Origin of the sequence: Zhongshania sp. (assembly GCF_047636175.1) — a bacterium.
Taxonomy (GTDB): Bacteria; Pseudomonadota; Gammaproteobacteria; order Pseudomonadales; family Spongiibacteraceae; genus Spongiibacter.
This window is the reverse complement of sequence record NZ_JBLIKC010000008.1, coordinates 116,285-141,097: the sequence shown is the minus strand read 5'-3', so window position 1 is coordinate 141,097 and position 24,813 is coordinate 116,285. Positions and strand designations below refer to the sequence as shown.

The window sequence follows — 24,813 nt, the reverse complement described above, 5'->3', positions numbered from 1 at the left end:
TAATAAGCTAAAGCTAAAAGGCCAATACCAATCTAGGTATTGGCCTTTTTTATTGCCCTGGCCGTTGCGCCGCAGGACCAGCAATCGCCATTGCCTTTATATAAGCAGGACGTTGGGAAATCCGCTCCACATAGGCTTTTACGTGTTCGAGGTCTTCAATACTTCGACCACCAAACAACGGCAAGGCCGTTAAATTAAACATCACCATAATATCCGCGCAGCTAAACTCCGGTCCCGCCAAGTAAGCTGACTCCGCCAATCTGTCGTTCAAGTAGTGATAGTAAGCATCTTCTCGACGCTTGGTCATCGCCTTAACAATATCCACCGCACCGCCTTCGCCAACATCCCCCATTGCCAGTTTGGTAAAGAACAGCTGCTGCAAATTATTATTAAACTGCATCCAATATAGATAATCGGGATAGCATTTATGGTCAGGTGCAATACTGAGCTTAGCCTGACCGTGACGCTGGCTTATATACTCAACAATGGCCGCGGACTCCGCCATAACGAGATCGCCATCGCGAATAATTGGTGAGGTACCCACCGGGTGTAATGCCCTATATTCCGGCGGCGCGAGCATATCTGCGCCGCGATCAAACCACTCTAATTTATAGCCTAGATTCAGCTCTTCCATCAACCACACAATCCGATCGGATTGCGATGCGCCGAGATGATAAATTGTGATCATTATTGTATCCCTGTCAGTTAAATTTTTAGATGTTTGGGTAGCGCAAAAAACGCCCTTTAGCAGGCGAGAGCCGGATCTGCGCCTTCAACATACTTAATATTTAACCCGGCCACAATCCAGCTATTTGAAAGGCACAAAAAAACCGCTGCAGCTTGCGCTACAGCGGTTTCCTTTTCCTGCAATATTGGCTTTTTATAATATCTTACAGCACTTCAAATAACGCCGCTGCGCCCATGCCACCGCCGATACACATCGTCACCACCACGTACTTCACGCCGCGACGCTGGCCTTCTAGCAATGCGTGACCCACCATCCGGGCGCCACTCATGCCAAAGGGATGACCGATTGAAATCGCGCCGCCATTGACGTTCAATTTTTCGTTATCAATACCGAGTTGATCACGGCAGTATATAACCTGACAGGCAAAGGCTTCATTCAATTCCCACAGGCCGATATCGTCTACTTTGAGACCGGCGCGTTTTAGCAATTTAGGAATAGCGAACACTGGGCCAATGCCCATTTCGTCAGCCTGACAACCGGCCACTGCCATACCGCGATAAAGCCCTAAAGGCGACAAACCTTTTTGTTCGGCCAGCTTGCGATCCATTACCACGCAGGCTGAGGCACCATCAGACAGTTGCGAGGCATTGCCGGCAGTAATGAAACGGCCCTGCTTCACCCACTGGCCATCTTTAAACACCGGGTCGAGTGATGACAGACTTTCTAAGGTCGTCGTTGGACGATTACATTCATCGCTATTCAACAGCACATCTTTAAAGCTGGTTTCTTTGGTCTCTTTGTTAAACACCGACATACTGGTGGCAAAAGGCACAATTTCATCGGCAAACAAACCTGCTTGCTGGGCGGCTGCGACTCGCTGCTGACTTTGCAGTGAATACACATCCTGCGCTTCGCGGCTAATGCCGTAGCGATCACTGACAATCTCAGCGGTTTCTAACATTGGTATATACGCGGTGGGGTCGATATCTAATACGGTTTGCGAAACACTGCAATGGCTATTTTTATGTTTGGTTTGCACTAGCGAGATCGACTCCAGACCACCGGCTACTGCGATATCAATTTCGTCGCACATAATCGACTTTGCAGCCCAAGCAATAGACATCAAGCCAGAGGAACACTGACGCTCTATCGCCATGCCCGGCACGCTATTGGGCAGGCCACCCGCAACGGCACACAAGCGCCCAAGGTTATAGGCCTGCGTACCTTGCTGCGCCGCTGCACCAAAAATCACATCGTCAATTGAGCCGGGATCAATCCCGGCGCGCTCCACGGCGGCGCGAACCACATGTCCGCCCATAGCGGGTGCTTCAGTATTGTTTAAGGCTCCGCGAAATGATTTACCCATACCGGTCCGGGCGGTTGAAACGATTACGGCTTCTTTCATGATGATGTCCTTTTAAAATTAGTTATTTTATATTTCAGATTAGGCACGCTGCGATGAGCAGCTCACAATTTCGCCGGTCATATAGCTGGAGTAGTCAGATGCGAGGAACATCATAATATTTGCAACCTCCCACACTTCCGCACCGCGTCCATAAGCTTCGCGGCTTTCAAGCTCGGCTAGCAGTGCTTCTGGCGCTGATTTTTTCAACATCGCATGTACCGCTAAAGACGGCGCCACCGCGTTAATGCGCACCCCAAAATCTGCAGCTTCTAAGGCGGCGCAGCGAGTTAGTGCCATCACACCCGCCTTGGCAGCAGCGTAATGTGCCTGTTCTTTTTGCGCTCGCCAGCCCAGTACCGAGGCATTGTTAACAATCACACCATGGCCACGCTCTTTCATAACTCTCATCATGTAACGCGTCATTCGCATGGTGCCATTCAAAGTGACGTCGATGACTTTATTCCACTCTGGATCTTCCATCTCTATCAATAATTTTGTCGTACCCAAACCGGCGTTATTAATTAATACGTCAACACCACCGAGCAACTCTTCAGCGGCGTTAATTAACGCCTGTACGTCCTCTTCAATGGCAACATTGCAGACCTTGCCGTACACCTGCTCGCAGCCGGTTTCGCTCTTCAGTTTCTCAACTGAGGCGTTTAAGCGGCCCTCATGAATATCGCTGATCATAATACTGCGACAGCCTTCTTCAACAGCGCGTTGCGCCGCAGAGAAACCAATGCCTGCGCCAGCTGCGGCAGTGATCAGCACCGACTTACCCTTTAGTAAGCCGTGGCCCTGTACATATTCTGGAACCTTAATGCTCATAATTTCTCCGAGATTATTTTGCGTATTTACGCAGTAAATTCTGATTTATTAGTTTTGCGGCGGACGCAGTTCTTTGGGCATACCCAAGCCGCGCTCGGCAATAATATTGCGCTGAATTTGGTTGGTACCACCGTAAATAGTATCTGAACGGGTAAACAAAAATAGCGACTGCAAGCGATTCAATTCATAGGGCGCGTCCAATAAAATATCGGCCTCTGCGCCTAAAATATCCATGGCCAACTCACCTAAATCACGGTGCCATGTGGCCCAATACAATTTGTAAATCAGCGCTTCTTTTTGAAGACTGCCGTCACCGCTATTGCCCGACAACATGCGCATACTGTTGTAGCGCATAATTTTTAAGCCGATATGAGCGTCAGCAAGTCGCTGACGAATAACGGGGTCTTGCGCGGCGCCATTGTCTTTGGCCAGCGCAACAACTTCATTAAACTCATTTTGAAATGCCATTTGCTGGCCAAGGGTAGACACACCACGCTCGTAACCAAGCAATCCCATCGCCACTTTCCAGCCTTCACCGGGCAGGCCAACAATGTCACCAGCATCACACTCGGCATCGTCAAAGAAAACCTCATTAAATTCCGAGGTGCCAGTGATCTGCTCAATAGGCCTTACGGTAACGCCTGGCTGATCCATTTTTATTAAGAAAAAACCCAGGCCCTTGTGGGCTTTCGAATCCGGATCGGTACGGGCAATCACAAAGCAATATTCAGATTCGTGGGCCAGTGAGGTCCAGACTTTCTGACCATTCACAATCCATTTACCGCTGGCCTCATCCAAGCGCGCCTTGGTTTTCACGTTCGCTAGATCAGAACCGGCGCTAGGTTCAGAATAACCCTGACACCAAAACTCTGTGCCCGCCAAAACACCGGGTAAGTACTTCTTTTTTTGTTCTTCGCTACCAAAGGCAATTAAGGTGGGGCCAGTTAAACCTTCACCAATATGGCCCATACGACCCGGCGCACCCGCGCGGGCATATTCTTCAAAGAAAATAACTTGCTGCTCAATCGGTAAACCGCGGCCGCCATATTCTTGTGGCCAACCTACGCAGGTCCAGCCGCCTTCGGCTAATTTACGCTCCCAGCGTTTGCGCTCTTCAGGAAACATATGCTCGTCGCCGGGGCCACCGCGAAACTTAAGCTGTGCAAATTCGCCGACTAAATTGTCGCCAAGCCAGCCGGCAATCTCGCTGCGAAATGCTTCATCTTGAGGACTGAATTGTAATTTCATAATAGACTTACTCTTATTCTTAACATGCAGTATCTAGCAGCATCACCGCAACGCGCTCGCGGTGATAGCTGCTGCTACCCAAGAAGTGCTCACTGGCTTTGGCACGCTTAAAATACAAGTGCACATCGTATTCCCAGGTAAAACCCACGCCGCCGTGCATCTGCAAAGCTTCGCCAGTATTTTTGAAATACCCTTCCGAGCAGTAAGATTTAGCAATACTTGCGGCCTCTGCCAACTCACCCGCCAGCGGCCCCGCGCAGAGCGCATCATCAGCGACACAGGCAGCGTAATAGACTGCAGAACGGGCGACTTCGTTGCGCAACATCATATCGGCAGCCTTGTGCTTAATAGCCTGAAAGCCGGCAATCGTGCGACCAAACTGACTGCGGCTTTTGGTGTAGTCCACAGTAATATCCAGTATCTGCTGCATACCGCCGGCTTGTTCCGCCGCCAAGGCAATAGTGGCTAAGTCTAGGATTTTCGCCAAGGGCTTAGCGCCTGCGCCAAGCTCACCCATCACGCTGGTTTCAGGTAAACGCAGATCCTTAAGTTGAATAGTCGCCTGACGTCGGCTTTGATCCATGGTCGCTAATCGCGAACGCTGAACACCGGCGCTATCGCCAGCGCAGACAAATAAACTCAGACCCTCATCGCCGCGACTACCCACTTCGCGCGCAGCGAGAATTAAATAATCTGCGCTGTGACCATCAAGCACATAGCGGTAATCGCCATTAAGGGTAAATTCATTGCCCTCGCGACGATAAGTCGCCGTGACTGCACTGGAGTCCCAAACACTGCGGCCGCCATTAAATGCGACAGTGGCAGTCTTGCCTTCGATCAGTTGTGGAAGAATGGCTGCTTTCTGACTATCGCTAGCGGCAATCAATAGCGCGTTAGTCGCCATGCCAACGGTGGCAAGATAAGGCGAGCACAGCAGATATCGACCCATCTGTTCGAGCACGGCGACCAGCTCAACATAGCCTAAGCCCATGCCGCCATATTCCTCGGGAATATGCAGGGCCTGCCAATACATTTCGGTGCAGATGCGTTGCCAAAGTTCTGGGGAATAACCTAGATCGCTCTCCATTGCGGCGCGAATGGCAGCACTGGTAGAAGCGTCTTTAAGGAAAGCTGCCGCGGTATCGCGGATCATTTCCTGTTCTTGTGTAAATGCGAATTCCATACTGTCTCCGAAACCTGACAGCGATCTTCGCATTTACGCGGTGAGCAACGCCTAGGGCGTTACTCACCAGCAGCGCCTTATAGACGTAGCTGTAAACGTACGAAGAGGCCGTCTTCAAACTCAAATTCGCCGCGTTGCTCAACGTCAAATTCAATATCACCGTAGCCAAGCTGAATGGCTGAGTTTTGAAAAATAGTGAACTCTGCGCTCACCGACCATTCTTGGTAACCTTCAATATCGCCAAAGCCCGTGGTTTCTGGCGCGTAATACGCACCGCCACGTAACCGCACAATCTCATTCAGTGGCAAACTCACGTCGCCACCAAAGGCGAGCGCGCCGCCGCTAATATCGGCGTCGTCAGCCTCAAGACCAATCGCCTTGGCACCAAGCCGTCCGCTCAAAGAGCCGCGCTGGCCGTTAGCAAACGCACCCAAGGCGACCATATCGCCATCATCTTCATGGTGGAGCCAATCGAATTGAGCACTGCTTTCAGCACTCAAATCACCCGCGAGCGACACACCGAAACTATCGTCGCCGAAACGAAAGGCAATACCGCCGGCAAATGCCGAACTGCTTGCAATAGCTAACACGGTCGCTGCAATAATAGGGGCTTTCATGGTAGTGATTCTCCTGATGTAAACGTCAAAGGATAAAATCAGCTACCATACACTTTCTGAGCGGGAACTGCCTCCGCCATCAAGGTTTTTACCGCTTCGCCCACCTCTGCAGGCTCCCAGCGCGCGCCTTTATCAACTTCAGGTCCCTTGCGCCAACCATCGGCAAGAGAAATTTTCCCGCCTTCAGCTTCAAACACACAGCCGTTAACGTGTGCAGACTCTGAACTGCCCAACCACGCCAGCAGTGATGACACATTCTCTGGCGCCCAAAAATCAAAGCTGCCGTCATCGGGTTTAGCCATACGGGTGGCCATTGCTTCCACAGCCGTTGTCATATTGGTACGCGCAGCAGGCGCTACCGCGTTGGCGGTAATACCGTAGCGAGCTAGCTCCGCACCTTGATTCAACGTTAGCGCTGCAATACCTGCTTTAGCCGCTGCGTAATTTGACTGCCCAACTGAGCCCTGCAAACCCGCACCCGAGGTAGTATTAATAATACGAGCATCAACGGCCTTACCTTCTTTTGACTTGCCGCGCCAGTAGTGAACCGCGTGCGACGTAATGCAGAAATGGCCTTTTAAATGCACGGCCATAATGGTGTCCCATTCCGCTTCCGTCATTGACGCAAACATCCTGTCACGGTTAACTCCGGCATTATTTAAAACAATATGTAGTTCACCAAAGGTATCGATAGCCTGTTTCACTGCGTTCAAACTATCATCGTAGTTGGTAATATCAGAGGTATTCACCACCGCCTTACCACCTGCGGCCGTAATGTCATCTACCACTTTTTGGGCGGCAGCTTCATTAATATCGTTAACCACAACCGAGGCACCCTCAGCAGCAAATACTTTTGCATGCGCCGCCCCTAGGCCGCCACCCGCACCGGTGATAATCACCACTCTGTTATTACAAATTCCCATTTAACCCATCCTTACATTTTATTATTCGGTAACTGATTACAGCCGCTCTAAAATAGTGACGTTCGCCTGACCGCCGCCTTCACACATGGTTTGCAAGCCATAGCGGCCGCCAGTGCGTTCTAGCTCATGAAGTAATGTCGTCATTAACTTGGTACCGGTCGCACCCAGTGGATGGCCTAGCGCAATCGCGCCACCGTTCACATTGGTTTTAGCGTGGTCGTAGCCGGTCTCCTGCAACCAAGCCAATACCACTGAAGCAAAAGCCTCATTGATTTCAACAAGGTCGATATCCTGCAAAGACATACCGGCTTTTTTCAAAGCGTACTCGGTTGCCGATATCGGTGCTGTTAACATCCAGATGGGATCATCTGCCCTTACACTCATGTGATGAATGCGTGCCCGCGGGGTTAAATCATAGCGTTTTAAAGCTGCTTCACTGACCACCAATACCGCGCTAGATGCGTCGCAGGTTTGGCTAGATACCGCCGCCGTCACTTTGTCGCAGCCGAACAAATAATTTAATTCTGCCATTTTCTCTAAACTGGAATTGCGCGGCGTCTCATCCATGGTCACATCGCCAAAGGGAATAATTTCGCGATCAAAACGACCCTCGGCAATGGCTTTCAAGGCACGCTGGTGCGACTCGTAGGAAAACAATTCCAAATCTTTGCGAGACAAATTCCACTTATCCGCAATCATCTGTGCCGAGTTAAATTGCGTCGGTGGCGCAGCGCCGTAACGCTCAACCCATCCGGTTGATCCTGAGAAGGGATCGGTGAATCCCAAGGGCGCAGCTAAGGTCATGGCTGATGAAATAGGAATCTGAGTCATGGTTTGCACGCCGCCGGCAACAACCACATCCATACAACCCGACATAATTGCCTGAGCCGCAAAATGTACTGCCTGCTGCGAAGAACCACATTGACGGTCAATAGTCGTACCGGGCACTTCCTGTGACAGTCCAGCCGCCAACCAAGCGCTGCGAGCAATATCGCCAGCCAAGGGACCAACCGTATCAACACAGCCGAAAATAACATCATCGTATTCATTGTCTGGAATACCGTTGCGCTCAACGATAGCATTCAATACATGCGCGCCAAGGTCGGCGCCGTGTACATGGGCAAGACCGCCTTTACGGCGACCTGTAGGGCTACGAATTGCGTCTACGATATATGCTTCTGCCATGGTCTTCTCTCTATGTTCTTATTACGTTTTATACAAAAACTTAAGCCGCGAAAGTATTACCTGCGCCTAGCTGGGCGTGATCTGAGAATATAAATTCTGCTACACGCTGCTTGTGGAAGCCCGCAGTGCCGTAATGGTTATTCAACGCCCAAGCACGCTTCATAAAAATATGTAAATCCACTTCCCAGGTGTAACCCATTGCGCCATGCACCTGAATGCTATTTTTGGCGGCAAAGTCAGCGACTTCGCAGGCAACAATTTTGGCGTGACTAACGTTGTGAGACGCCGTCTTCAAGCCATTCGCCACAGCGTAGGCCGCGCGATAAACCGGCGTTTTTGCGTATTCCAGCTTGTAGGCAATATTGGCCATATGGTGTTTAACCGCCTGAAAACTGCCAATCGCCACCCCAAACTGTTTGCGGTCCGAGGTGTACTGTACAGAGAGATCAATCATCCTTTGGCTCACACCCAAGGCCTGCGCCGCTGCTGCCAAGGCACCGCGATTTAAAGCGAACTCAATCAAATCTTTCGCCTGCTGGCCATCGGCCAACTTGAGCGCCGCCTCAGTATTAAACTCAACTGAAAATAACTTGCGGCCAAGATCGATAGATTCGTTGTAGCGCAGCTCTACCGCAGCCGATTCAAGGGCATATACCGCGCCGGCTTTCTCAAGAATCAAAACATCGGCGATATGAGCGTCTTCAACCAAGCCATTTATCTCTAAGCCAACAACCGCTTTGGCCTCCCCCGCCGCAATTTTTGGGAGCCACTGCGCTGCAAATTCTGCATTGCCACAATTAACGATGACTGGCACCGCGACCAAGGCGCTGTGCACCAGCGGCTCAGCCAGAGCAACGTATCCGGCCTCTTGCGCCAGTAGGACAAAATCTAATTCATTCATACCCAAGCCACCAAAGGCCTCAGGCACCGTGATACCGGTCAAGCCCATCTCAACGAACTGCTGCCATAAAGCATCACTGCGTCCAGACTCGGTCTGCCATGCAGCGCGAATGGTTGCTGGCGTGACTTCATTAATCAGAAAATCCCGCACTGATTCTTGAAACAACAATTGATCTTCGCTAAATGTAAAATCCATCCGTTCACCTTTTGGGCTCTTGTTTACTCGCCGCTAAAATTTTTCTGCTTACGTCTGTTTAATATCAATTCTTACGCGGTACTAAACTAGCCAACAGCATATGGCTCCCCGCTCACTGCGCTCCAACTTCGTCATACCCGACTTGATCGAGTATCCATATGAGCGGAGCGAATGCTCTTCTTCTTTTCGAAGTACGTTATGACACGTAATCCGCGGTCTATGGATCCCCGCTCAGCCCAGGCTGCCTTCTCTTGCTCCGCAATTCACCTAGTTCACGGGGATAACGGTAATAGAATGGAGTTGCGCTATAACTCTTCTAGATCGTTCTAACCATTAACCAAAAATAAATTTCCCGTCGATTCAAGCAGCGCAGATTCTTGTGCGCTGGCAAGGCAAAAATGCGCGCAGGGCGGGAGCGTATATTTAATACGTGACCAACCGAGCACTTTTTTAACGCAGTCAGCGTACAAAAAGATCGCTGCGCTTAAAGATCATTTCCTCGGCATGCCTAACATCCGTTCGGCGATGATGTTGCGCTGTATCTCATTCGTTCCGGCGTAAATCGGTCCAGACTGTGAGAACAACCAACCGTCTAGCCAGGTACCTACTTCGCCGGCATCTGGGGCATGAGCTAATAGCTCTGCCCGCGCTCCTAAAATCTTCAAACCCAAGCCATGCATTTGCTGATCGAGTTCAGACCAAAATATTTTATTGGTCGATGCCTCTGCGCCAATCTTGCCACCCTGGATTAAACGACAGGCTGTTTGATAAGTGGTGAGCGCATAGGCCTCGGCATCTAAATAGGCGCGTAATACCGCGTCGCGCACGGCGGGGTCTTGGTCCGCGCTTTCTTGATTGGCTTTATACAAATTAACAAGGCGTTTAGCAGTTTCTTGGAAACGCGCCGGTGAGCGCAGCATTAAGCCGCGCTCAAATCCAGCGGTGGCCATGGCCACACCCCAGCCTTCGCCTTCGCCACCTAAGCGGCAGTCGACAGGCACTTTAACGTCATCGAAAAAGATTTCGGCAAAACCGGGCAGGCCATCTAACTGGGGAATCGGGCGAACGGTAATGCCCTCTGACTCCAGCGGCACTAAGATAAAAGTCAGGCCCTTGTGACGTTGTGAGTCAGGATCGGTGCGGAACATACCAAAGCACCAGTCAGCCCATACCGCGCGGGTAGACCAGGTTTTTTGGCCGTTGACTACATAGTGGCTGCCGTCTTCACTCAGTGTTGCCGTTGAGCGAATAGCCGCCATATCTGAACCGGCATTCGGCTCGGACCAGCCCTGACACCAAATATCTTTGCCTGTGGCCATACCGTTTAAAAAGCGTTTCTTCTGCTGGTCGCTGCCGTATTCCATCAGCGTGGGACCGAGCAAGAATATACCGTTTTGGTTTACCCGCAGTGGCGCGCGCGCCGCGTAGTATTCTTCTTCAAAAATTAGCCATTGCAGCAAGTCTGCACCGCGACCGCCCATTTCTTCGGGCCAAGTAATCATGCCCCAGCGGCCTTCGTAGAGCTTGGCTTCCCACTCGCGATGCTGCTGAAAACCGTGCTCGGTATCGAATGACTGCAGCGGCTCGGCAGGCACATTGGCTTTTAGCCAGCTGCGCACTTCGGCGCGGAAAGCGTTTTGTTGTTCGGTGTATTCAAGTTGCATGATGTCTTCCGAATTTTTTAAAATTTGGCGTCGCGTTTTTCAACAAAAGCAGTCTTGGCTTCTTGCGAATCAGGATCGGCATAGGCCTCTTGAGTAAAGCCCTGCTCCAAGCGATATTTATCTTCTAGATTGCCGTCTTCAATGCCGTTAAGCGCCTCTTTGGCAAGCTGCACCATACGCGGTGATTTGATCGCAATTTTGCGTGCGATATCACGGGCGGTATCTAATAGCTGGTCGCGCGGCACCACTTTTTCTACGGCGCCAAGGCGGTAAGCTTCTTGGGCATCGATGGGCTCGCCAGTGAAATACATATAGCGCACTTTTTGAACAGGGAACATGCGCTGCAAATGCGCGCCGCCGCCCATTGCACCACGGTCTACTTCAGGCACTGCAAAGGTCGCACACTCCGACGCCACCAAGACATCTGCCGCGCCGCTAATACCAATACCACCGCCCAATACAAAACCGTGCACTGCTACAATCACCGGCTTGGGATTGCGATGAATCGCTTTGAAGGTATCGTAATTACCTTTGTTTACTCGGGTGATCATCGCGCTGTTGGCGGCAAGCTCTTTAATATCAACACCGGCGCAAAAACCACGGCCCTCTGCGGCGATAATAATGGCGCGCACGTCGGGGTTTTCACCCAGCGCATTTAGCTCAGCGGCAATCGCTATCCAGCCTGCGCTATTAAACGCATTCACGGGCGGATGGTTAAAAATCATTTCGGCAATGCCGCTATCAATTCGAGTGGAAAATGGCTGAGTCATTATTATTTCCCCTGCGCGTGTAAACGCTGTAATTGGGCTTCGGCCTCGGCAACCAGACCGCTAATTAATTCTTCACAACTTAATAAGGTATCAATTACGCCGGCAACCTGACCCGAGGGCAACACGCCATCATCAGGGAGACCATCTACCATCGCTTTTTGAATAATCATCGGCGCGTTCGCCGACATAATTGCCTGCGCTGGAGTCAGCTCGCCGTCTTTACTCATGGCTAGGGCCGACTGCAGCAAACCAAGAATACTGGCACCGGTAAACTTGCGAAAAGCGAGGCCATTGCGCAATGCAATTACCAATTTCTTCAAACCGCCAGCCCGCTCAAGTTCAGTTAAAAAGCGATTTAAAATCATGCGCTGCTGAATACCATCAAGCGCCCGGGTGATAATAATTTCACCGGGGTTTTTACAATCCAAATAACGCTGTTTGGTAGCTTCTGGTACCGGACTTTCTTTGGTCAGCAAGAAGCGCGTACCCATGGCGATGCCGTCGGCGCCAAAGGCCATGGCCGCAATCAAGCCGCGTCCATCTTTAAAACCACCTGCGCCCAATACCGGCACCTGCGCGCCTACCGCATCGACCACCTGTGGAAGCAATAAGGTCGTTGGCACCGAGCCGGTGTGACCACCGCCCTCGCCGCCCTGCACGGTGACTGCGTCTGCGCCCATTTCCACGGCTTTAATCGCGTGCTTGGGCAAACCGATGGTTGGCATACACACCACACCGGCATCTTTTAATTTAGAGACCATGTCTTTGCCGGGCGAACGCGAATAACTTACCGCCTTCACCTTGTGCTTAATCACTAGATCGACAATCTCGGCGGCATTGGGCTGATACATATGAAAGTTGACGCCGAAGTTGGCGTCGGTCAGCGATTTCACCTTGAGAATATCGGCTTCCATTTCAGCTGGCGGAATGGTTGCCCCCGCCAAAAAACCGAAGCCACCCGCATTACCGGTGCCGGCAACCAAAGTGGGATCAGCCACCCAGCCCATGGCCGTTTGGATCACCGGATAGCGGCAACCCAATAAGCGCGTAATACGAGTCTCTAGAAGATTAGACATAGTGTGTTTTTCGCCTTATTCCGAATTAAGCACGCGCGCCCGGTGGATTATCTTTTAACTGTTTGCTGCGCAAATTATGTGGATCCATCTGACGAATAATAGCCAGTTGCTCTTCACTTGGCGCTGCGGTTGTCGCAATCGAATCGGGCACATGCACCTCGAAGCCGGTATTAGATACCACTTCATCCACGGTCACGCCGGGGTGCAGGCTTACAATCTGCATTTGGTGATTTGGGCCGTTAAAATCAAACACACCCAAATTGGTGTAAATACAGCGCAGATCGATTTCGTCGAAGGTATAGCCCTTAGGCAGACGCTCGGGATTGAAGCCGATGGTACATACCACATCGCATTCAGCCTCGATAAACACACGGCTGCTATGCATAGGAACCATATAGCTATTGGCGTGGCAAATTGAATTGCCGGGGAAGCCCCGCATACCCAACATCTGTACTTTGGGCTTGTTGTAGTCGCCGCCCAGTGCAGAAATATTGGCCTGACCAAAACGGTCAATCTGGGTAGGTCCACCGGTAAGATGACGACGTCCACTCCAGACGTTGTCGAAAATACGACTAAAGCCCATCCAGTTTTCGTTCATTTGCACAAAGTCGGCGGGACGCTTACCAATCGGGTTTGGCGTCGACAAAATCCACGCCTCTGAATCGGTCATCATAATGCCGGGATTGGTGGTCAGCATCGCCAAGCTAGCAGCAAGCCGCTGCAGTACGCCAATACCGGTCACCAATATTTCGCCGTCGTGTTCGTAGGCTGCCGCATTCGCGCAAATCATTAATTCTGCCAAACTATAATCGCTTGCAGGTGTACTCATAATCAATTCTCCTAATTACCTGTTAGACGATTAATAAACGGGCTGTGGCAATTTACGAATCGCATCCAGACCGCCAACCTTGGCCTGATACTCTGCTTCGCTGCTGTCTTTGATATATTTGTCAAAGTAGGCGGCAAAACCACCCTCTTTGGCTGAGGCGTTGTATTCCTGAAAATGTGGAATATCAAAACCGTAGTTAGGGCTGCACGACGAAGGATGTGCACCGCCCGGCACCAAGGCGACGCCAGTAGTGAAGTTGCGCTCCCAAAAAACCGAACGAGCCTCAAGCTGATCGGCAAACGCAGACGCCTCAACAATCTCTTCACAGGTCACATAGGTTTTATCTGCCGCACGCACAAACCAGTCATCCATATGATGATCTGGGGCTTTTATTTGGCATACACCGCGCACATCGGCGCGATCAACATGTACCAGCGCCGCGTCGAGTTTTAGGGCCGGCATCGCCACCCACTCTTTGTCGTCGTAGGGACTGTCTATCACTTTAAGATCAGGGTTGAACTTGATCAGGTCAGTACCCAAACCGATCTTCGTTGGAATAAACGGGCAACCCCAGGCTGCAGCGCGCAAGCCCAGCAGCATCATGCCCTCATCAATTTCCATCACCTCTAGCGAGCCACTCTGGCGGGCTGCGCGGAAATAAGGCTCCAGCGGAATAAAATCTAAAGACACAAAGGCAAACACCAACTTGCGAACCTTGCCGGCAGCGCACAGCATGCCCACATCCGCGCCGCCATAGGCAACAATGGTTAAATCCTTTAAATCAGACTGAAGGATCGCGCGGATCAGCGCCATCGGCTTACGACGCGGCCCCCAACCACCAATACCAATTGTCATGCCGTCACTTAACTGACCGACAATCTCTTGCAAACTCATTTGCTTGTTCACGAGTGCTCCTTGGGTTTTCACAACTAGAGCGGTGCGCGGGCTGTCCCAAAAGGTCGTCGCCAACACACCGAAATTACGATATACGTAAATATAACATCAATATATTATGCAAAACATTAATTATCGATACCCAGCACTACGCATTAAGCCGTTTGGATTAGGATATTCTCCCCAATAGACGCGCAGGCCTACGGCTAGCCGCCACTTTGTCCAAATCGGCAGTATTAAGGGACTTTTGATGTTTTTTTGGGGAATGCACTTAGGCCCTGGCGCAGTCGCGGGAAAATGCTGAAAACGCCTTTAATGGGATATACTCCTAAGCATAGTCTTAGATTACACAGCATCACGTATTCGCTTGCCATATCCGCACTGACACTCAACTTCATATTCAAACCCACAAACGAGCACTTCGCACAAAGATGATTGAGCAAACATACCAATTTGTTTTTATCGGTGCCGTCCTGTTTCTCTTTGCAGTGTTTGCCAGCATCGTGTCGCGCCGCCTAGGTGCCCCCCTATTACTGATCTTTCTGCTACTCGGCATGCTGGCAGGTGAGGACGGTATCGGTGGTATTCAATTTGACGATATCAACACCGCCTTCCTAATTGGCAACCTAGCACTCGCCATTATCATATTTGATGGCGGCCTTGGCGCGCGCATGGATACCTTTCGCCGGAGCTTGCGCCCAGCACTATCTTTAGCGACCGTGGGTGTACTCATCACAGCTGGAATCACCGGGGCCGCAGCGAGCTACATTCTCGATTTACCATGGCAAGAAGGTTTGCTAATTGGCGCGATTGTAGGCTCTACCGACGCCGCTGCAGTTTTTGGTCTAATCAAAAATGCCGGCCTGAATTTAAAAGATCGCACCGGTGCCACCCTAGAAATAGAATCTGGCTCCAACGACCCCATGGCCATCTTCCTCACCATTGCGCTAGTTGAAGCACTCAGCAGCCCCAAAGGGTTAAACGGTTGGCTACTGTTCGCAGAGCTAATCCAGCAAATGGGCCTAGGTCTCATTTTGGGTCTGCTCGGCGGCTACATTATTCCCGCCGCACTCAAAAAAGTAACACTGCCCGTCTCGCTGTATCCGCTAATGGTCTTTGCCGCCGCCCTCACGCTGTTTGGCGGCACTAGCTTTATTGGTGGCAGCGGCTTCCTCGCGGTCTACATCGCTGGCGTCATGACCGGCACCACATCGTTCTTGTATATGAACGACATTCGACGCTTTCACGACGGCATCGCCTGGTTGAGTCAGATTGGTATGTTTTTAATGCTGGGGCTATTGGTCAAGCCCAGCCTGCTACCGCCAATCATCATCCCCGCACTCATTGTCGCCGGCGTGTTGATCTTCGTCGCAAGACCCATCGCGGTTGCACTGGCCCTAACCCCGTTTCGGTTTCCCTGGCGAGATCAAGTCTTCGTAAGCTGGTGCGGTCTGCGTGGCGCAGTACCCATCATCCTCGCGCTATTCCCCTCGCTCGCGGGCTTAGAGAATGCCCACATATTCTTTGAGCTGGTGTTTTTCGTTGTTCTCACCTCGCTCGTTATCCAAGGCTGGACAATCGCACCAATGGCCCGCTGGTTAAAAGTAGACTTGCCAGTGGCGCTAAAGCTGGCGGGGTTTAGAAGCACCCACTTACCCAGCAACCCTCATAAAGACCTGGTGGTCTATCAGGTGGTAGCCGGTAGCAGCGTGATAGGGAAATCCCTTGCGACGCTCGCCTTACCTGACAGCACACACTTAGTGGCGCTTATCCGCGACGAAATACCGCTTAGCTCGAATGAGAACAACACCTTAGAAGAGAACGATCAAGTCGTCATCATTGCCACCACCGGCATCGCTGAGAAATTGGCTGAGATATTTTCACCGTCTATTTCACGGCTATCATCAGAACTCTCGTCACGCTACTTCGGTGACTTTTCGATTCGCGCCAGCGGTGCATTGGGCGATCTTGCTGTCCTTTATGGCTTTGATGTCCCAGACGACATAAAACACCTCACGGTAGGCGAGCACATTACGCAAAAGTTTAATGGCCGGCCCGTCGTCGGCGACGCCCTGACATTCCCCAAACTCAAACTTATCGTTAAGGAAATCAAGAATGGGGAAATCTCATTGGTGGGTCTTAAGCTCAAGCAGGGTTCAGCCGACGACGGTATATAACCCCCCATTCCCCGTCCGCCCTCAGGACTGTTCTTATACATCAGCACTATTGCTTTTATAGGGGCTTGGACGCAGAGGGGTTCTTCAACAATAAAACTCAAGCTGAGCGAATCCACTTGGCGATTACGATGGTGGCGCAGCAGAGCCATTTAAATAAAGATTTTTAAGCTGACCGATCTTTAATTAACCGTGACGACAGCGGAGTTTGGAGTAAGCCTAAAGATATCCTTTATCCAAATTTCATGAATCGGGGCGGATAATTCAAAGCAGGTATTCACTAGTCCGAAGTAGTGGCCACCGTCAACGCGAAAAGTGCGAGTTAATAAACTGTACGCCGTCCTCTGTGTTAATAAAGTATCGAATTGCCGGTGACGTTTGATCCGCCGCCAATTTCCACTCTCGCAAAACCGTCATCGCCTCAAATATATCTGAACTCAGGGATTGAGTCTGTGGAAACACTTTTTCTATCAACGAGTGTCGAGGTGCTTTGTGGCGCTAAATTACCCTTGCGGGTGAAACTTACTAAACGCGGTGGAAAATCCACGCCAGAGGCAATTTCAAAAGCTATTGATGCTGGCCAGAAATATAGGGAATGCCTTCATAGGCGTCCTAGTCTTGCGTTATATGTCGGCTAGCTTACGGATAGGCACAATAAAACAATAGTCGTTAACAATCCCCTCAGGTGGAGCCACCATCTTGGCGTTAAGCCAAGTTGGTAAAATATCGCGTCCAAAATAAACAGGCCTGCAAACCCAGCCATAAGATAAGATATTTTGGGGTCAACCCCGCTGGACATCACATAGAAGACCCAGAGGGCGGGCAGCACAGACATCACATAACATGCGGTAGCTGTGACGCCTTGGGCCTTAGTCGCAAAGCCCCACAGCACTCCAGACATAAAGCTGAGGATGACCGCGCCGTAGATGGTTTGCACCGCAGCTCCAAGCAGGCCAGCCCCGACCCAACTTGCGCCCCATGTCATGACATCGGGGCTCGCATGGCTCAGCGCTCCCCAGATGAACGGGATCAGTCCGGACAGGCCAAGGATCAGTGGTGCTTTGGGGATTGCGTGCGTCATCTCAGATTTACCCGGTATTGGTGTTTGCATCTAAGCCAGAAGAAGACTTAATGCTGTGGTCATGAATGGCCTGTTTTTTTGTCGTCTGTGATCAGATCATAGAAATTATACATCATCCTTACCCTATGATTTTTGGCCAAGCTATTACGATTACCGCAAAATAAAACTGGCTAGTATCGCCCATATGACTTAAGAATTGGGTTTCAAGCAACCGTGGCACGTCTTGGCTCAAGACATCTCGCGCTTTGTGGAAGGTGTCTGAGACTTCAAAACTGGGCTGGGATGGTTTTCTGTTGTCGCTGTCGACATTCCGCTGACCGCCAGCCAACTGATCGCCAGCCATCAGCACAAAATATTTTTTGCGCATATGGCGGTAGGAACATTCCATGCGCAGGCTTTCGCGTCCAGCGCTCCAGCTTTCACATTCTGCATGATCACATAAAAACTGGGCGTCAGGGCGAATGAACGCCGGCAGATCAAATATCTCTGCCCAGCTTTGCGGTTCCATTAATACGCTGTGCTCGCCTAGCTCCGTGATGATGATATGCTCCACCTCATGTGTGCGAGCGGTTAAAAAAAGTCGTATAGTTCCGCATACGAAGCTCACGGTCAGTCCTTTTTATGTGGACGGCCAACATTATTTTGGTGAATGACCATGAAAAAAATAACAAGCGAAGAAGAGCTGCGAGCCTTGCTGGGCAAGCCTCATGCGATGACTCAACAAAAAATTTACGACCACTTAAATGATCGCGCGCAAGATTTTATTAATCGCTCGCCTTTGTTCTTTATTGCTAGTTATGGAAGCGAGGGTGGCGCCACTGTTTCACCAAAAGGTGATGCGCCGGGCTTGATAAACATCGTCGACCAACACACATTGATTATCCCCGACAGGCCCGGCAATAAATTGCTGCACGGTCATAGCAATATTTTGCAAACCGGCCAAATTGGATTGATCTTCCTCATCCCCGGCACGGAAGAAACCCTTAGAATAAACGGTAGCGCCGAACTGTTCACAGACGACGCGCTGAGCCAGACGCTCAAGGCGAATGGCAAACCGGCACTGCTGCTGATTCAGGTCACAATCGAGCAGTGCTTTTTTCATTGTGCAAAAGCCTTTAAGCGCAGTCAGGCTTGGCATCCTGAGGCGTGGCCAGAACCCTTTCATGTGTCCTTTGGTAAGGAGATTGCGGGTAACAGTAAGAAAGGGGGCAAGATCGCCGCGAAGGCTACCGAAATGGTTGTTGAGCAGGCCGTGAAAGCCGATTACAAATTTAATTTGTAATCATAAAGACGCTGTGAAAGCAGTGGCGCTGTCGGATCGCGCATCTTTTACCAATATTGAGCAGTTTTATTGATTGCGCGAAAAGCCAGTGAAACGATTGATGGGCAACCCTCTCAAAACAGGCAGCTATCGAGCCTGGCTAAAATCCAGGCATGAGATCGACAGTCAACGAGAATTTTACAAATGAAAATGGTTAAAAAATCAAACTTGCCGACGAAGATTTGTGTGACCTGCGCTCGGCCGTTTGTGTGGCGTAAAAAATGGGCCAAAGTATGGGATGAAGTGCTCTATTGCTCCCAAAAATGCCGCCGCTCGGGCGCGAGCACTCAAATAGACAGTCAGCCCGATTGAGGCATTACAACTGCGCCAATCGACGAATGAATAGCAATCTTTAGGTCAACTGAAACAATTTTTACCTTGCCAAAGATGCTTCAAAAATCAAGCTCGACTGCCCAGCTTCTTCGAACGCTGAATAGATCGCCGCTTTTTAACGCTAGCGATGCTTATACTGAGTTGAGCAATATCCTCTTGAAACGGCAGGATCTCGAAGACTGCCATGCTTTGTTTGACGGCCATGCATTCTTTTGCGCCAAAGCTTAAAGCTAGATAGTTTCAGGCTTCGCCTCATAAACGTAATCACTTGCTGCTCGTTTAAACCATATTCTGCTTCAATAGCCTCAAAGGGGGTTCTATCTTCCCAAGCCATCTCGATGACGCGTGATTCATCTGCTTTTAGCAATTCCATAGCTAAGCCCTTAAAACCCAAAGTGGTTATTACGTCGTGGAAGCGAGCTTAGATTAAGAACATAAAGATCTGAGGCGGCGAATGCTTAGGCTAAGCCTGCACCGTAGGCCCTTTCTTGAATCTATTGGCTAACTAATACGCAAGAGCGGGCGTTATAATTTTCAAATGCATCAATGCCCGCGCCCGCAGCGATACTAATCAACAGTGGGTTTGTACGCACCCGCCCCATCTTTTGGCCCCAGTGTGCTAGGCCAAGCCAATATCAATCACCAAAGCGCACCGGTTCTTTACCTTTATCACTAATCACCACTGTTCTTGCAATCTTGTCGTGCCAGCCCTGCTTGCGGCGGTCGAAGCCTACCCAGATAAAGCCCAACATAAAGACCACCGCTGAAAGGTAGTAACCAAGATAGCGCAGCAACCACTGCGCCGTTGAGGGTTTCTCTCCAGTTTTGGCATCTACAATGCGCAGCTTGAGTATTAACTTACCGGGAGTCGCCGATTTGTAGACCCAAAACAGCAGCACCACAATGGCCGGTAAAATATAATTCAACACCATATTCATACCACCCGGCACCTGCATGGTCTGGAATGACATGGTGGACATATGCATGCCCTCGCCCTCTACCGATGACCACTGCGCATCGCCCATAGTTAGGGCAATAATAGGCAGTATTAACAGGCCAAAGAGGAAGGTATCTATGATTGATGCAAATACTCGAACCCAAAATCCGGCGTACTCAAGCGGCTGCTCTGAACCCTGTGGGGCGTTTTCCATAATGACTCCAAAAATAGGCATTTCCTGCCGGCGACCGCTAAGCTAAAGTTAATCGCCATGCGGTGCAAATGTGTATTCAATATACCCGCGCTTCTTTTGCCACGCCATTAACCATAAAGTAGCTCAGACTCAACAAACTTTTGAAACTGATGGTTGAATGCCAGCGAAGAGAGAAATAGATCTTCCAGACCGACAGGATCTTTGTTATTAATTTTTATCTCAAGCCGTTTGCTGAGATCAATCTCCATTATATGGTTCATATATCTTCCTGACCTTTAATCGGCATAGCGAAGCCACACACTGAATACACTAACCTGAGCATTGCCTTCAAAATGGGCAACTCAGCACTGATACCGATACTTAATATACTGGTGGTAGTAGCGCCCGACAGAGCCAGAATTTATAAAATCCCGTAATACTGATTCTGCAACGCCACAGAGCGTGTAAATAGGATGGCTATCTTCAAAATCGATAAACATTCTGGAACGGGTAGCATCATATCCAATTTTTCTTATGGCTCTGGAGCTTACAGACCCCCACTCAATCATGTCGCTCTCCCGAGATTTTAACGCCGCAAGAAGGGGGAAAGATCAACTGTCCGGTTGACCATTTTAATCCACAATACTGTTAGGCGAACCCTCCGTTTGCACCAATATTTTGTCCTGTTATCCATGATGCCTCCTCACCAACAAGGAATAACACTATACGGGCAATATCTATCGGTTCGCCAATACGGCCAAGTGCAGCCATTCCCGCAAGTCGATTTATAACTTCTTGACTTTTACCCTCAGTAAAAAGTTCAGTATTGGTTGGGCCTGGTGAAATTGAGTTGACCGTAATATTTCGCGCACCAACCTCTTTTGAAAAAACTCTTGTGAGCTGCTCTACAGCCCCCTTTGTCGCACAATATGCTCCATACGTTGGTAGCATTAGGCGGGTCGTAGAGCTGGAAAAATTAATAATACGTCCGTCATTCTCAAGCCGTGAAGCTGCCTCACGAAGTGTATTAAAAGTACCTTTCACATTAACAGAAAATATCTGATCAAAATCATCATCCGTTGTATCTTGAATTGTTTTATACAAAATAGAGCCAGCATTATTAATAAGGATGTCAATTTTCCCGAACTGGCTAATCGCCGAATCAAACATCAACTTAACTTCGTCTGGATTACTGATGTCCGCCTTTATAGCAATGGCATTTCCACCATTAGCTTTAATATCAGAGACAACTTTATCAGCTAGTGTTTGGTTGCTAGAGTAATTAACAACTACCCTTGCTCCAGCCTCCGCTAGTGTTATTGCTATCTGAGCGCCTATTCCTCGCGACGATCCTGTAACGATAGCAACTTTATTATCTAGTAGTTTCATAAATTTCCTTAGTTTAATACATGGATAGGACTTGATAGCGCCTAACGCCAACAGCAAGGCGCGCCGTTTTTTGGCGTCGCCTTGACTGTTTTTGTTATGTTTTTTCATTGGGAGTGTTACTTTAAAGACTTATTAATGGCTTCAATAAGTTTTTCCCACTGGATAATTTCACTGGCATTAAGATCCTTTAGTGTGTGATTTCTCGTCCAACGTATATATGCCTTCGCCAATTTATATTTAGAAAAGCCATCAACCTCTTTTGAGAAAAGCTCTACAATTGGCCTTTCTGCCTGCTGCTCTGATTTCTCTAATAAATCAACTCCGTATTCAGACTTAACGATGCTTACCAATGTACTCCTCAACAAATCCTCTATCTCTGCCTTACCAACATCACAATAATCTTTCGTCCTCAGGATATTTTTGTTACCTAAGGCATGTACAAGATTTTCCTGTTGCGCTGCTTGATCACCAGCGTTGTCGGAATCTAACAAGGCAGCTACTTTCAGTTTATGGGCATGTAGGATCGTTGCATAGTAGACAACTTTCCCCGCTGTATTCGCAAATACGAGTGCAATCTTATCGTTTATCGCTATTTTGCCAGACTCTTTTAATAGTTCAGCGGTTGCTTCGATATACCAATAGTCAGTTATTCCCTCTAGAATCAAGTTTCTTTGCTGTGAAAATAAACTGCTGGCGAGATCGTAACCTAGCGCTTCTTGAAGAGGCAGCATTCCAGCGGGATCCTCGGAAGATAACGTGGTGTGAACAACTGTCCCCTGTTCTCTGCTCTTCATTTCTACAACACGAACAATATCGAGTTCATCGGGACCAACAAGAAAAGGGGAATGAGTTGAAAACAGCGTTTGATTGCCCTCAGCAAGACGAGATATCGTTTCTCTAAAGTCCCGCTGTTTGAGCGCATGTAAACTCATCCCAGGCTCATCTAGTAACAAAATCGCATTTTTGTGTTTATCCATAGCTTCAGAGAAAAACACAACAAAAAAAGATACAAGCCATTGAAATCCTTCTGACCTTTGATCTAGTTCTACGTCAACGCCAAGGTCATCCTCAACTACTACTTTTAGATATTGCCCATCAGCGGTGACTTTTAGCTTGTCTGCTTCAGGTCTCTCTGGATTTGGCATCCATACAGATCTAATCTCTTTAGTTAATCTTACACTTGCCGCATTAAGCTGATATGACCTCGTATCAAGTTTGTCTCGATAAGATTTAAGAGCGACTGGATCATTTATATTTGGACTCGGTGTTGCGCCTAGAGTGGCCAGCTCTCTGGGAGTGAACCCGAGCAATTTCAATAAACACAAATTACCATAATCATAATATTTGTCATCTAAGAGGTCCCCATCAACCCTTTGTGCTAAATGTTCCAAATGGATTGACGGTTTTACATTAAAATAATTATTAAAAAGAATAAATACGGGCACGCTTTTATGGAGAGCTGATAACACGTCGCCCCAGCTTTTATTAAATTTGATTATTTCAAGGAGATCTTCATGTCTTTTTTCTTCTTGCTCATTATCCTCCTCGACAAACTCATAAAACTTGTCGAGCCATATTTTTAATAAGTTTGCCATCTCGTCAGAAATGTAACTACCGTCAGACCAACTAGACATAACCTCGCTAAGTTTTTTTGAGGGGTTGAAGTCGGGTTCCGAGTCTGATGATTTCGCGTGCTGCTTGTCCATATGCGCAGCCATTCTAGCTAGGCTCTTGCTAATATCACTTAGTTTTTTCTTGTGGGGTGCGTTAATTAATGTATGGGATGCCGTGTTGTTTAGCATCCGAGTCAATTGATATTGACATTCATGATACTCAGAGGGAACTAGTGCTTTATCACTATTCTCTAATTCAAAGCAGCCTGTAACCACTTTAACTTTACCCGGATCTACCTGACCTGTGGTGATTTCATTATATTTAGACCTTGGATAGTCTCTAAGAGCATCAAACCCCTCAATGTCTTCTGGTTTATTCAACTGTTGAAGCGCTCTAAGTAATACAGTTTTACCTGCCTCATTCGGGCCAACAAGGATTGTTTTTAATCGCTCGATGTCAAACTCGCCAGAATCCATAATGCTGCGATAATTTTCTACCCTTGCTTTAATAAGTCTCATAGATATTTCCTTATTCTGGCTGACTGCTTCGACGGTTTATTTGGACACATAACGCTTACAATAACGGGAAAAACTGAGCGACAGCGAGGTTTTTTCCCAATGAGCGAAGCGAATGTTGTTGATTGTTTTGTTAGGTAACATTGCTGACACTACCTAGTTTTTCACCTAACTTACCACTAAATAGCAATGCTGCTAGCCCCCCTAGAACTTGAAATGATATAAGTAAGAAGCCACCAATTAAAAACGCTTGAAGTATATAACCATCGATGAGACCAGTGATAAGAAAATAACTGATAAAAAGAGTATTCAGAGCTAACAGAATAATAGCCTTTGGATTTAGAAACTTACGTTTAAACAACAAACCCACACTGATCAAAAATATCAATGGAGTTGTAAAAAACGAGATAGCCAATATTTCCGCTCCCATCTTTGTTACCTAACGCCAAGGTAACGGGCAGCTTTGTGGCGAAGCCACGCTTAAAGCTGTCCAGCCAGCTTGCTGGCGTGCGTGGACCGTCTTGTTAAGTGTAGTTGTGGCACGATGTACCATTAGCTACCCCAATACTGTTTTTGTATTTGATGGCTGCATGACTCGCAGATCCACGCCTCTTTGTATTTTCTTGGGCCTTGGTAAAGAGAGAATGTAACTTTCTTGGATACGTTAACTCCCATCGGGTCTTGCAGGCTGTGCAGAACCATTCGCTCGCCACACTTTGGGCAGCGTATATTTCTTATTTTGTAAGCGAGCACCAGCGCATAAACAATAATGCTGCCGATGATGGCTAGAAATAGAATTTTGTTCTCATCCATGTGCTTCTACACTTAACGATTAAGCTAAAGGGCGGCC

27 protein-coding genes are annotated in these 24,813 nt (G+C 49.0%); 3 read left to right on the top strand and 24 right to left on the bottom strand.

Annotated elements, in window-relative coordinates; genetic code table 11:
• Positions 1–49: 49 nt before the first annotated feature.
• From ACI955_RS06785 to ACI955_RS06720, 14 genes are all read right to left on the bottom strand, one after another.
• The gene (locus ACI955_RS06785) at positions 50–688 is read right to left on the bottom strand and encodes a glutathione S-transferase family protein (RefSeq protein ID WP_415242977.1); all 639 of its coding nucleotides are present in this window, start codon (positions 686–688) and stop codon (positions 50–52) included.
• A 202-nt stretch (positions 689–890) separates the two neighbouring features.
• The gene (locus ACI955_RS06780; protein WP_415242976.1) at positions 891–2,093 is read right to left on the bottom strand and encodes an acetyl-CoA C-acyltransferase; all 1,203 of its coding nucleotides are present in this window, start codon (positions 2,091–2,093) and stop codon (positions 891–893) included.
• Positions 2,094–2,132: 39 nt separating this feature from the next.
• The gene (locus tag ACI955_RS06775; RefSeq protein WP_415242975.1) at positions 2,133–2,921 is read right to left on the bottom strand and encodes an SDR family oxidoreductase; all 789 of its coding nucleotides are present in this window, start codon (positions 2,919–2,921) and stop codon (positions 2,133–2,135) included.
• Positions 2,922–2,969: 48 nt separating this feature from the next.
• Positions 2,970–4,169, bottom strand: coding sequence for an acyl-CoA dehydrogenase family protein (locus ACI955_RS06770; protein WP_415242974.1), 1,200 nt, complete (start codon positions 4,167–4,169; stop codon positions 2,970–2,972).
• 19 nt (positions 4,170–4,188) lie between these two features.
• Positions 4,189–5,352, bottom strand: coding sequence for an acyl-CoA dehydrogenase family protein (locus tag ACI955_RS06765; RefSeq protein WP_415242973.1), 1,164 nt, complete (start codon positions 5,350–5,352; stop codon positions 4,189–4,191).
• A 77-nt stretch (positions 5,353–5,429) separates the two neighbouring features.
• The gene (locus ACI955_RS06760; RefSeq protein WP_415242972.1) at positions 5,430–5,969 is read right to left on the bottom strand and encodes a YfaZ family outer membrane protein; all 540 of its coding nucleotides are present in this window, start codon (positions 5,967–5,969) and stop codon (positions 5,430–5,432) included.
• A 38-nt stretch (positions 5,970–6,007) separates the two neighbouring features.
• Positions 6,008–6,892 (bottom strand): SDR family oxidoreductase, encoded by an 885-nt coding sequence (locus ACI955_RS06755; protein ID WP_415242971.1) that lies wholly within the window; start codon positions 6,890–6,892, stop codon positions 6,008–6,010.
• A gap of 36 nt (positions 6,893–6,928) precedes the next feature.
• Positions 6,929–8,077 carry an acetyl-CoA C-acetyltransferase gene (locus tag ACI955_RS06750; protein WP_415242970.1) on the bottom strand — a complete coding sequence of 383 codons (1,149 nt, stop codon included), beginning with the start codon at positions 8,075–8,077 and terminating at the stop codon, positions 6,929–6,931.
• A gap of 40 nt (positions 8,078–8,117) precedes the next feature.
• The gene (locus tag ACI955_RS06745; RefSeq protein ID WP_415242969.1) at positions 8,118–9,173 is read right to left on the bottom strand and encodes an acyl-CoA dehydrogenase family protein; all 1,056 of its coding nucleotides are present in this window, start codon (positions 9,171–9,173) and stop codon (positions 8,118–8,120) included.
• A gap of 491 nt (positions 9,174–9,664) precedes the next feature.
• Positions 9,665–10,837 (bottom strand): acyl-CoA dehydrogenase family protein, encoded by a 1,173-nt coding sequence (locus tag ACI955_RS06740; RefSeq protein WP_415242968.1) that lies wholly within the window; start codon positions 10,835–10,837, stop codon positions 9,665–9,667.
• A gap of 17 nt (positions 10,838–10,854) precedes the next feature.
• The gene (locus ACI955_RS06735; protein ID WP_415242967.1) at positions 10,855–11,607 is read right to left on the bottom strand and encodes an enoyl-CoA hydratase family protein; all 753 of its coding nucleotides are present in this window, start codon (positions 11,605–11,607) and stop codon (positions 10,855–10,857) included.
• Positions 11,608–11,609: 2 nt separating this feature from the next.
• Positions 11,610–12,683 (bottom strand): NAD(P)H-dependent flavin oxidoreductase, encoded by a 1,074-nt coding sequence (locus ACI955_RS06730; RefSeq protein WP_415242966.1) that lies wholly within the window; start codon positions 12,681–12,683, stop codon positions 11,610–11,612.
• A 25-nt stretch (positions 12,684–12,708) separates the two neighbouring features.
• The gene (locus ACI955_RS06725) at positions 12,709–13,512 is read right to left on the bottom strand and encodes a CoA-transferase subunit beta (protein WP_415242965.1); all 804 of its coding nucleotides are present in this window, start codon (positions 13,510–13,512) and stop codon (positions 12,709–12,711) included.
• A 30-nt stretch (positions 13,513–13,542) separates the two neighbouring features.
• Positions 13,543–14,418, bottom strand: coding sequence for a CoA transferase subunit A (locus ACI955_RS06720; protein WP_415242964.1), 876 nt, complete (start codon positions 14,416–14,418; stop codon positions 13,543–13,545).
• Between the two features lie 419 nt (positions 14,419–14,837).
• Between ACI955_RS06720 and ACI955_RS06715 the strand changes: the two genes are divergently transcribed.
• Positions 14,838–16,583 (top strand): potassium/proton antiporter, encoded by a 1,746-nt coding sequence (locus ACI955_RS06715; RefSeq protein WP_415242963.1) that lies wholly within the window; start codon positions 14,838–14,840, stop codon positions 16,581–16,583.
• 631 nt (positions 16,584–17,214) lie between these two features.
• Here ACI955_RS06715 and ACI955_RS06710 read toward each other — a convergent pair.
• Together ACI955_RS06710 and ACI955_RS06705 are read right to left on the bottom strand one after the other, a co-directional pair.
• Positions 17,215–17,661 carry a DUF3429 domain-containing protein gene (locus tag ACI955_RS06710; RefSeq protein ID WP_415242962.1) on the bottom strand — a complete coding sequence of 149 codons (447 nt, stop codon included), beginning with the start codon at positions 17,659–17,661 and terminating at the stop codon, positions 17,215–17,217.
• Positions 17,662–17,779: 118 nt separating this feature from the next.
• Positions 17,780–18,268 (bottom strand): cryptochrome/photolyase family protein, encoded by a 489-nt coding sequence (locus tag ACI955_RS06705; protein WP_415242960.1) that lies wholly within the window; start codon positions 18,266–18,268, stop codon positions 17,780–17,782.
• A gap of 48 nt (positions 18,269–18,316) precedes the next feature.
• On the opposite strand from ACI955_RS06705, the gene ACI955_RS06700 reads away from it, so the two are divergent.
• Together ACI955_RS06700 and ACI955_RS06695 are read left to right on the top strand one after the other, a co-directional pair.
• Entirely contained in the window at positions 18,317–18,943 is a 627-nt protein-coding gene (locus tag ACI955_RS06700; protein WP_415242959.1) for an MSMEG_1061 family FMN-dependent PPOX-type flavoprotein, read from the top strand.
• Positions 18,944–19,126: 183 nt separating this feature from the next.
• On the top strand, positions 19,127–19,294 hold the full coding sequence (locus tag ACI955_RS06695) for a DUF2256 domain-containing protein (RefSeq protein WP_415242958.1): 168 nt from the start codon (positions 19,127–19,129) through the stop codon (positions 19,292–19,294).
• A gap of 142 nt (positions 19,295–19,436) precedes the next feature.
• On the opposite strand, the gene ACI955_RS06690 is transcribed toward ACI955_RS06695, so the two are convergent.
• The 8 genes from ACI955_RS06690 to ACI955_RS06655 all read right to left on the bottom strand — a co-directional run bounded on the left by ACI955_RS06690 (position 19,437) and on the right by ACI955_RS06655 (position 24,776).
• Complete coding sequence (locus tag ACI955_RS06690) at positions 19,437–19,688, bottom strand: TIGR03643 family protein (RefSeq protein WP_415242957.1); 252 nt, start codon at positions 19,686–19,688, stop codon at positions 19,437–19,439.
• Between the two features lie 262 nt (positions 19,689–19,950).
• Positions 19,951–20,466, bottom strand: coding sequence for an RDD family protein (locus tag ACI955_RS06685; RefSeq protein WP_415242956.1), 516 nt, complete (start codon positions 20,464–20,466; stop codon positions 19,951–19,953).
• Positions 20,467–20,573: 107 nt separating this feature from the next.
• Positions 20,574–20,726, bottom strand: a complete 153-nt coding sequence (locus ACI955_RS06680) for a hypothetical protein (protein ID WP_415242955.1) — start codon at positions 20,724–20,726, stop codon at positions 20,574–20,576.
• Between the two features lie 81 nt (positions 20,727–20,807).
• The gene (locus tag ACI955_RS06675) at positions 20,808–21,014 is read right to left on the bottom strand and encodes a KTSC domain-containing protein (protein WP_415242954.1); all 207 of its coding nucleotides are present in this window, start codon (positions 21,012–21,014) and stop codon (positions 20,808–20,810) included.
• Between the two features lie 79 nt (positions 21,015–21,093).
• A complete protein-coding gene (locus ACI955_RS06670; RefSeq protein ID WP_415242953.1) occupies positions 21,094–21,942 on the bottom strand; it encodes an SDR family oxidoreductase in 849 nt (282 codons plus the stop codon).
• A gap of 8 nt (positions 21,943–21,950) precedes the next feature.
• Positions 21,951–23,966 (bottom strand): AAA family ATPase, encoded by a 2,016-nt coding sequence (locus ACI955_RS06665; RefSeq protein ID WP_415242952.1) that lies wholly within the window; start codon positions 23,964–23,966, stop codon positions 21,951–21,953.
• Between the two features lie 130 nt (positions 23,967–24,096).
• The gene (locus tag ACI955_RS06660; RefSeq protein WP_415242951.1) at positions 24,097–24,393 is read right to left on the bottom strand and encodes a hypothetical protein; all 297 of its coding nucleotides are present in this window, start codon (positions 24,391–24,393) and stop codon (positions 24,097–24,099) included.
• A gap of 122 nt (positions 24,394–24,515) precedes the next feature.
• A complete protein-coding gene (locus tag ACI955_RS06655; RefSeq protein WP_415242950.1) occupies positions 24,516–24,776 on the bottom strand; it encodes a hypothetical protein in 261 nt (86 codons plus the stop codon).
• Positions 24,777–24,813: the final 37 nt, after the last annotated feature.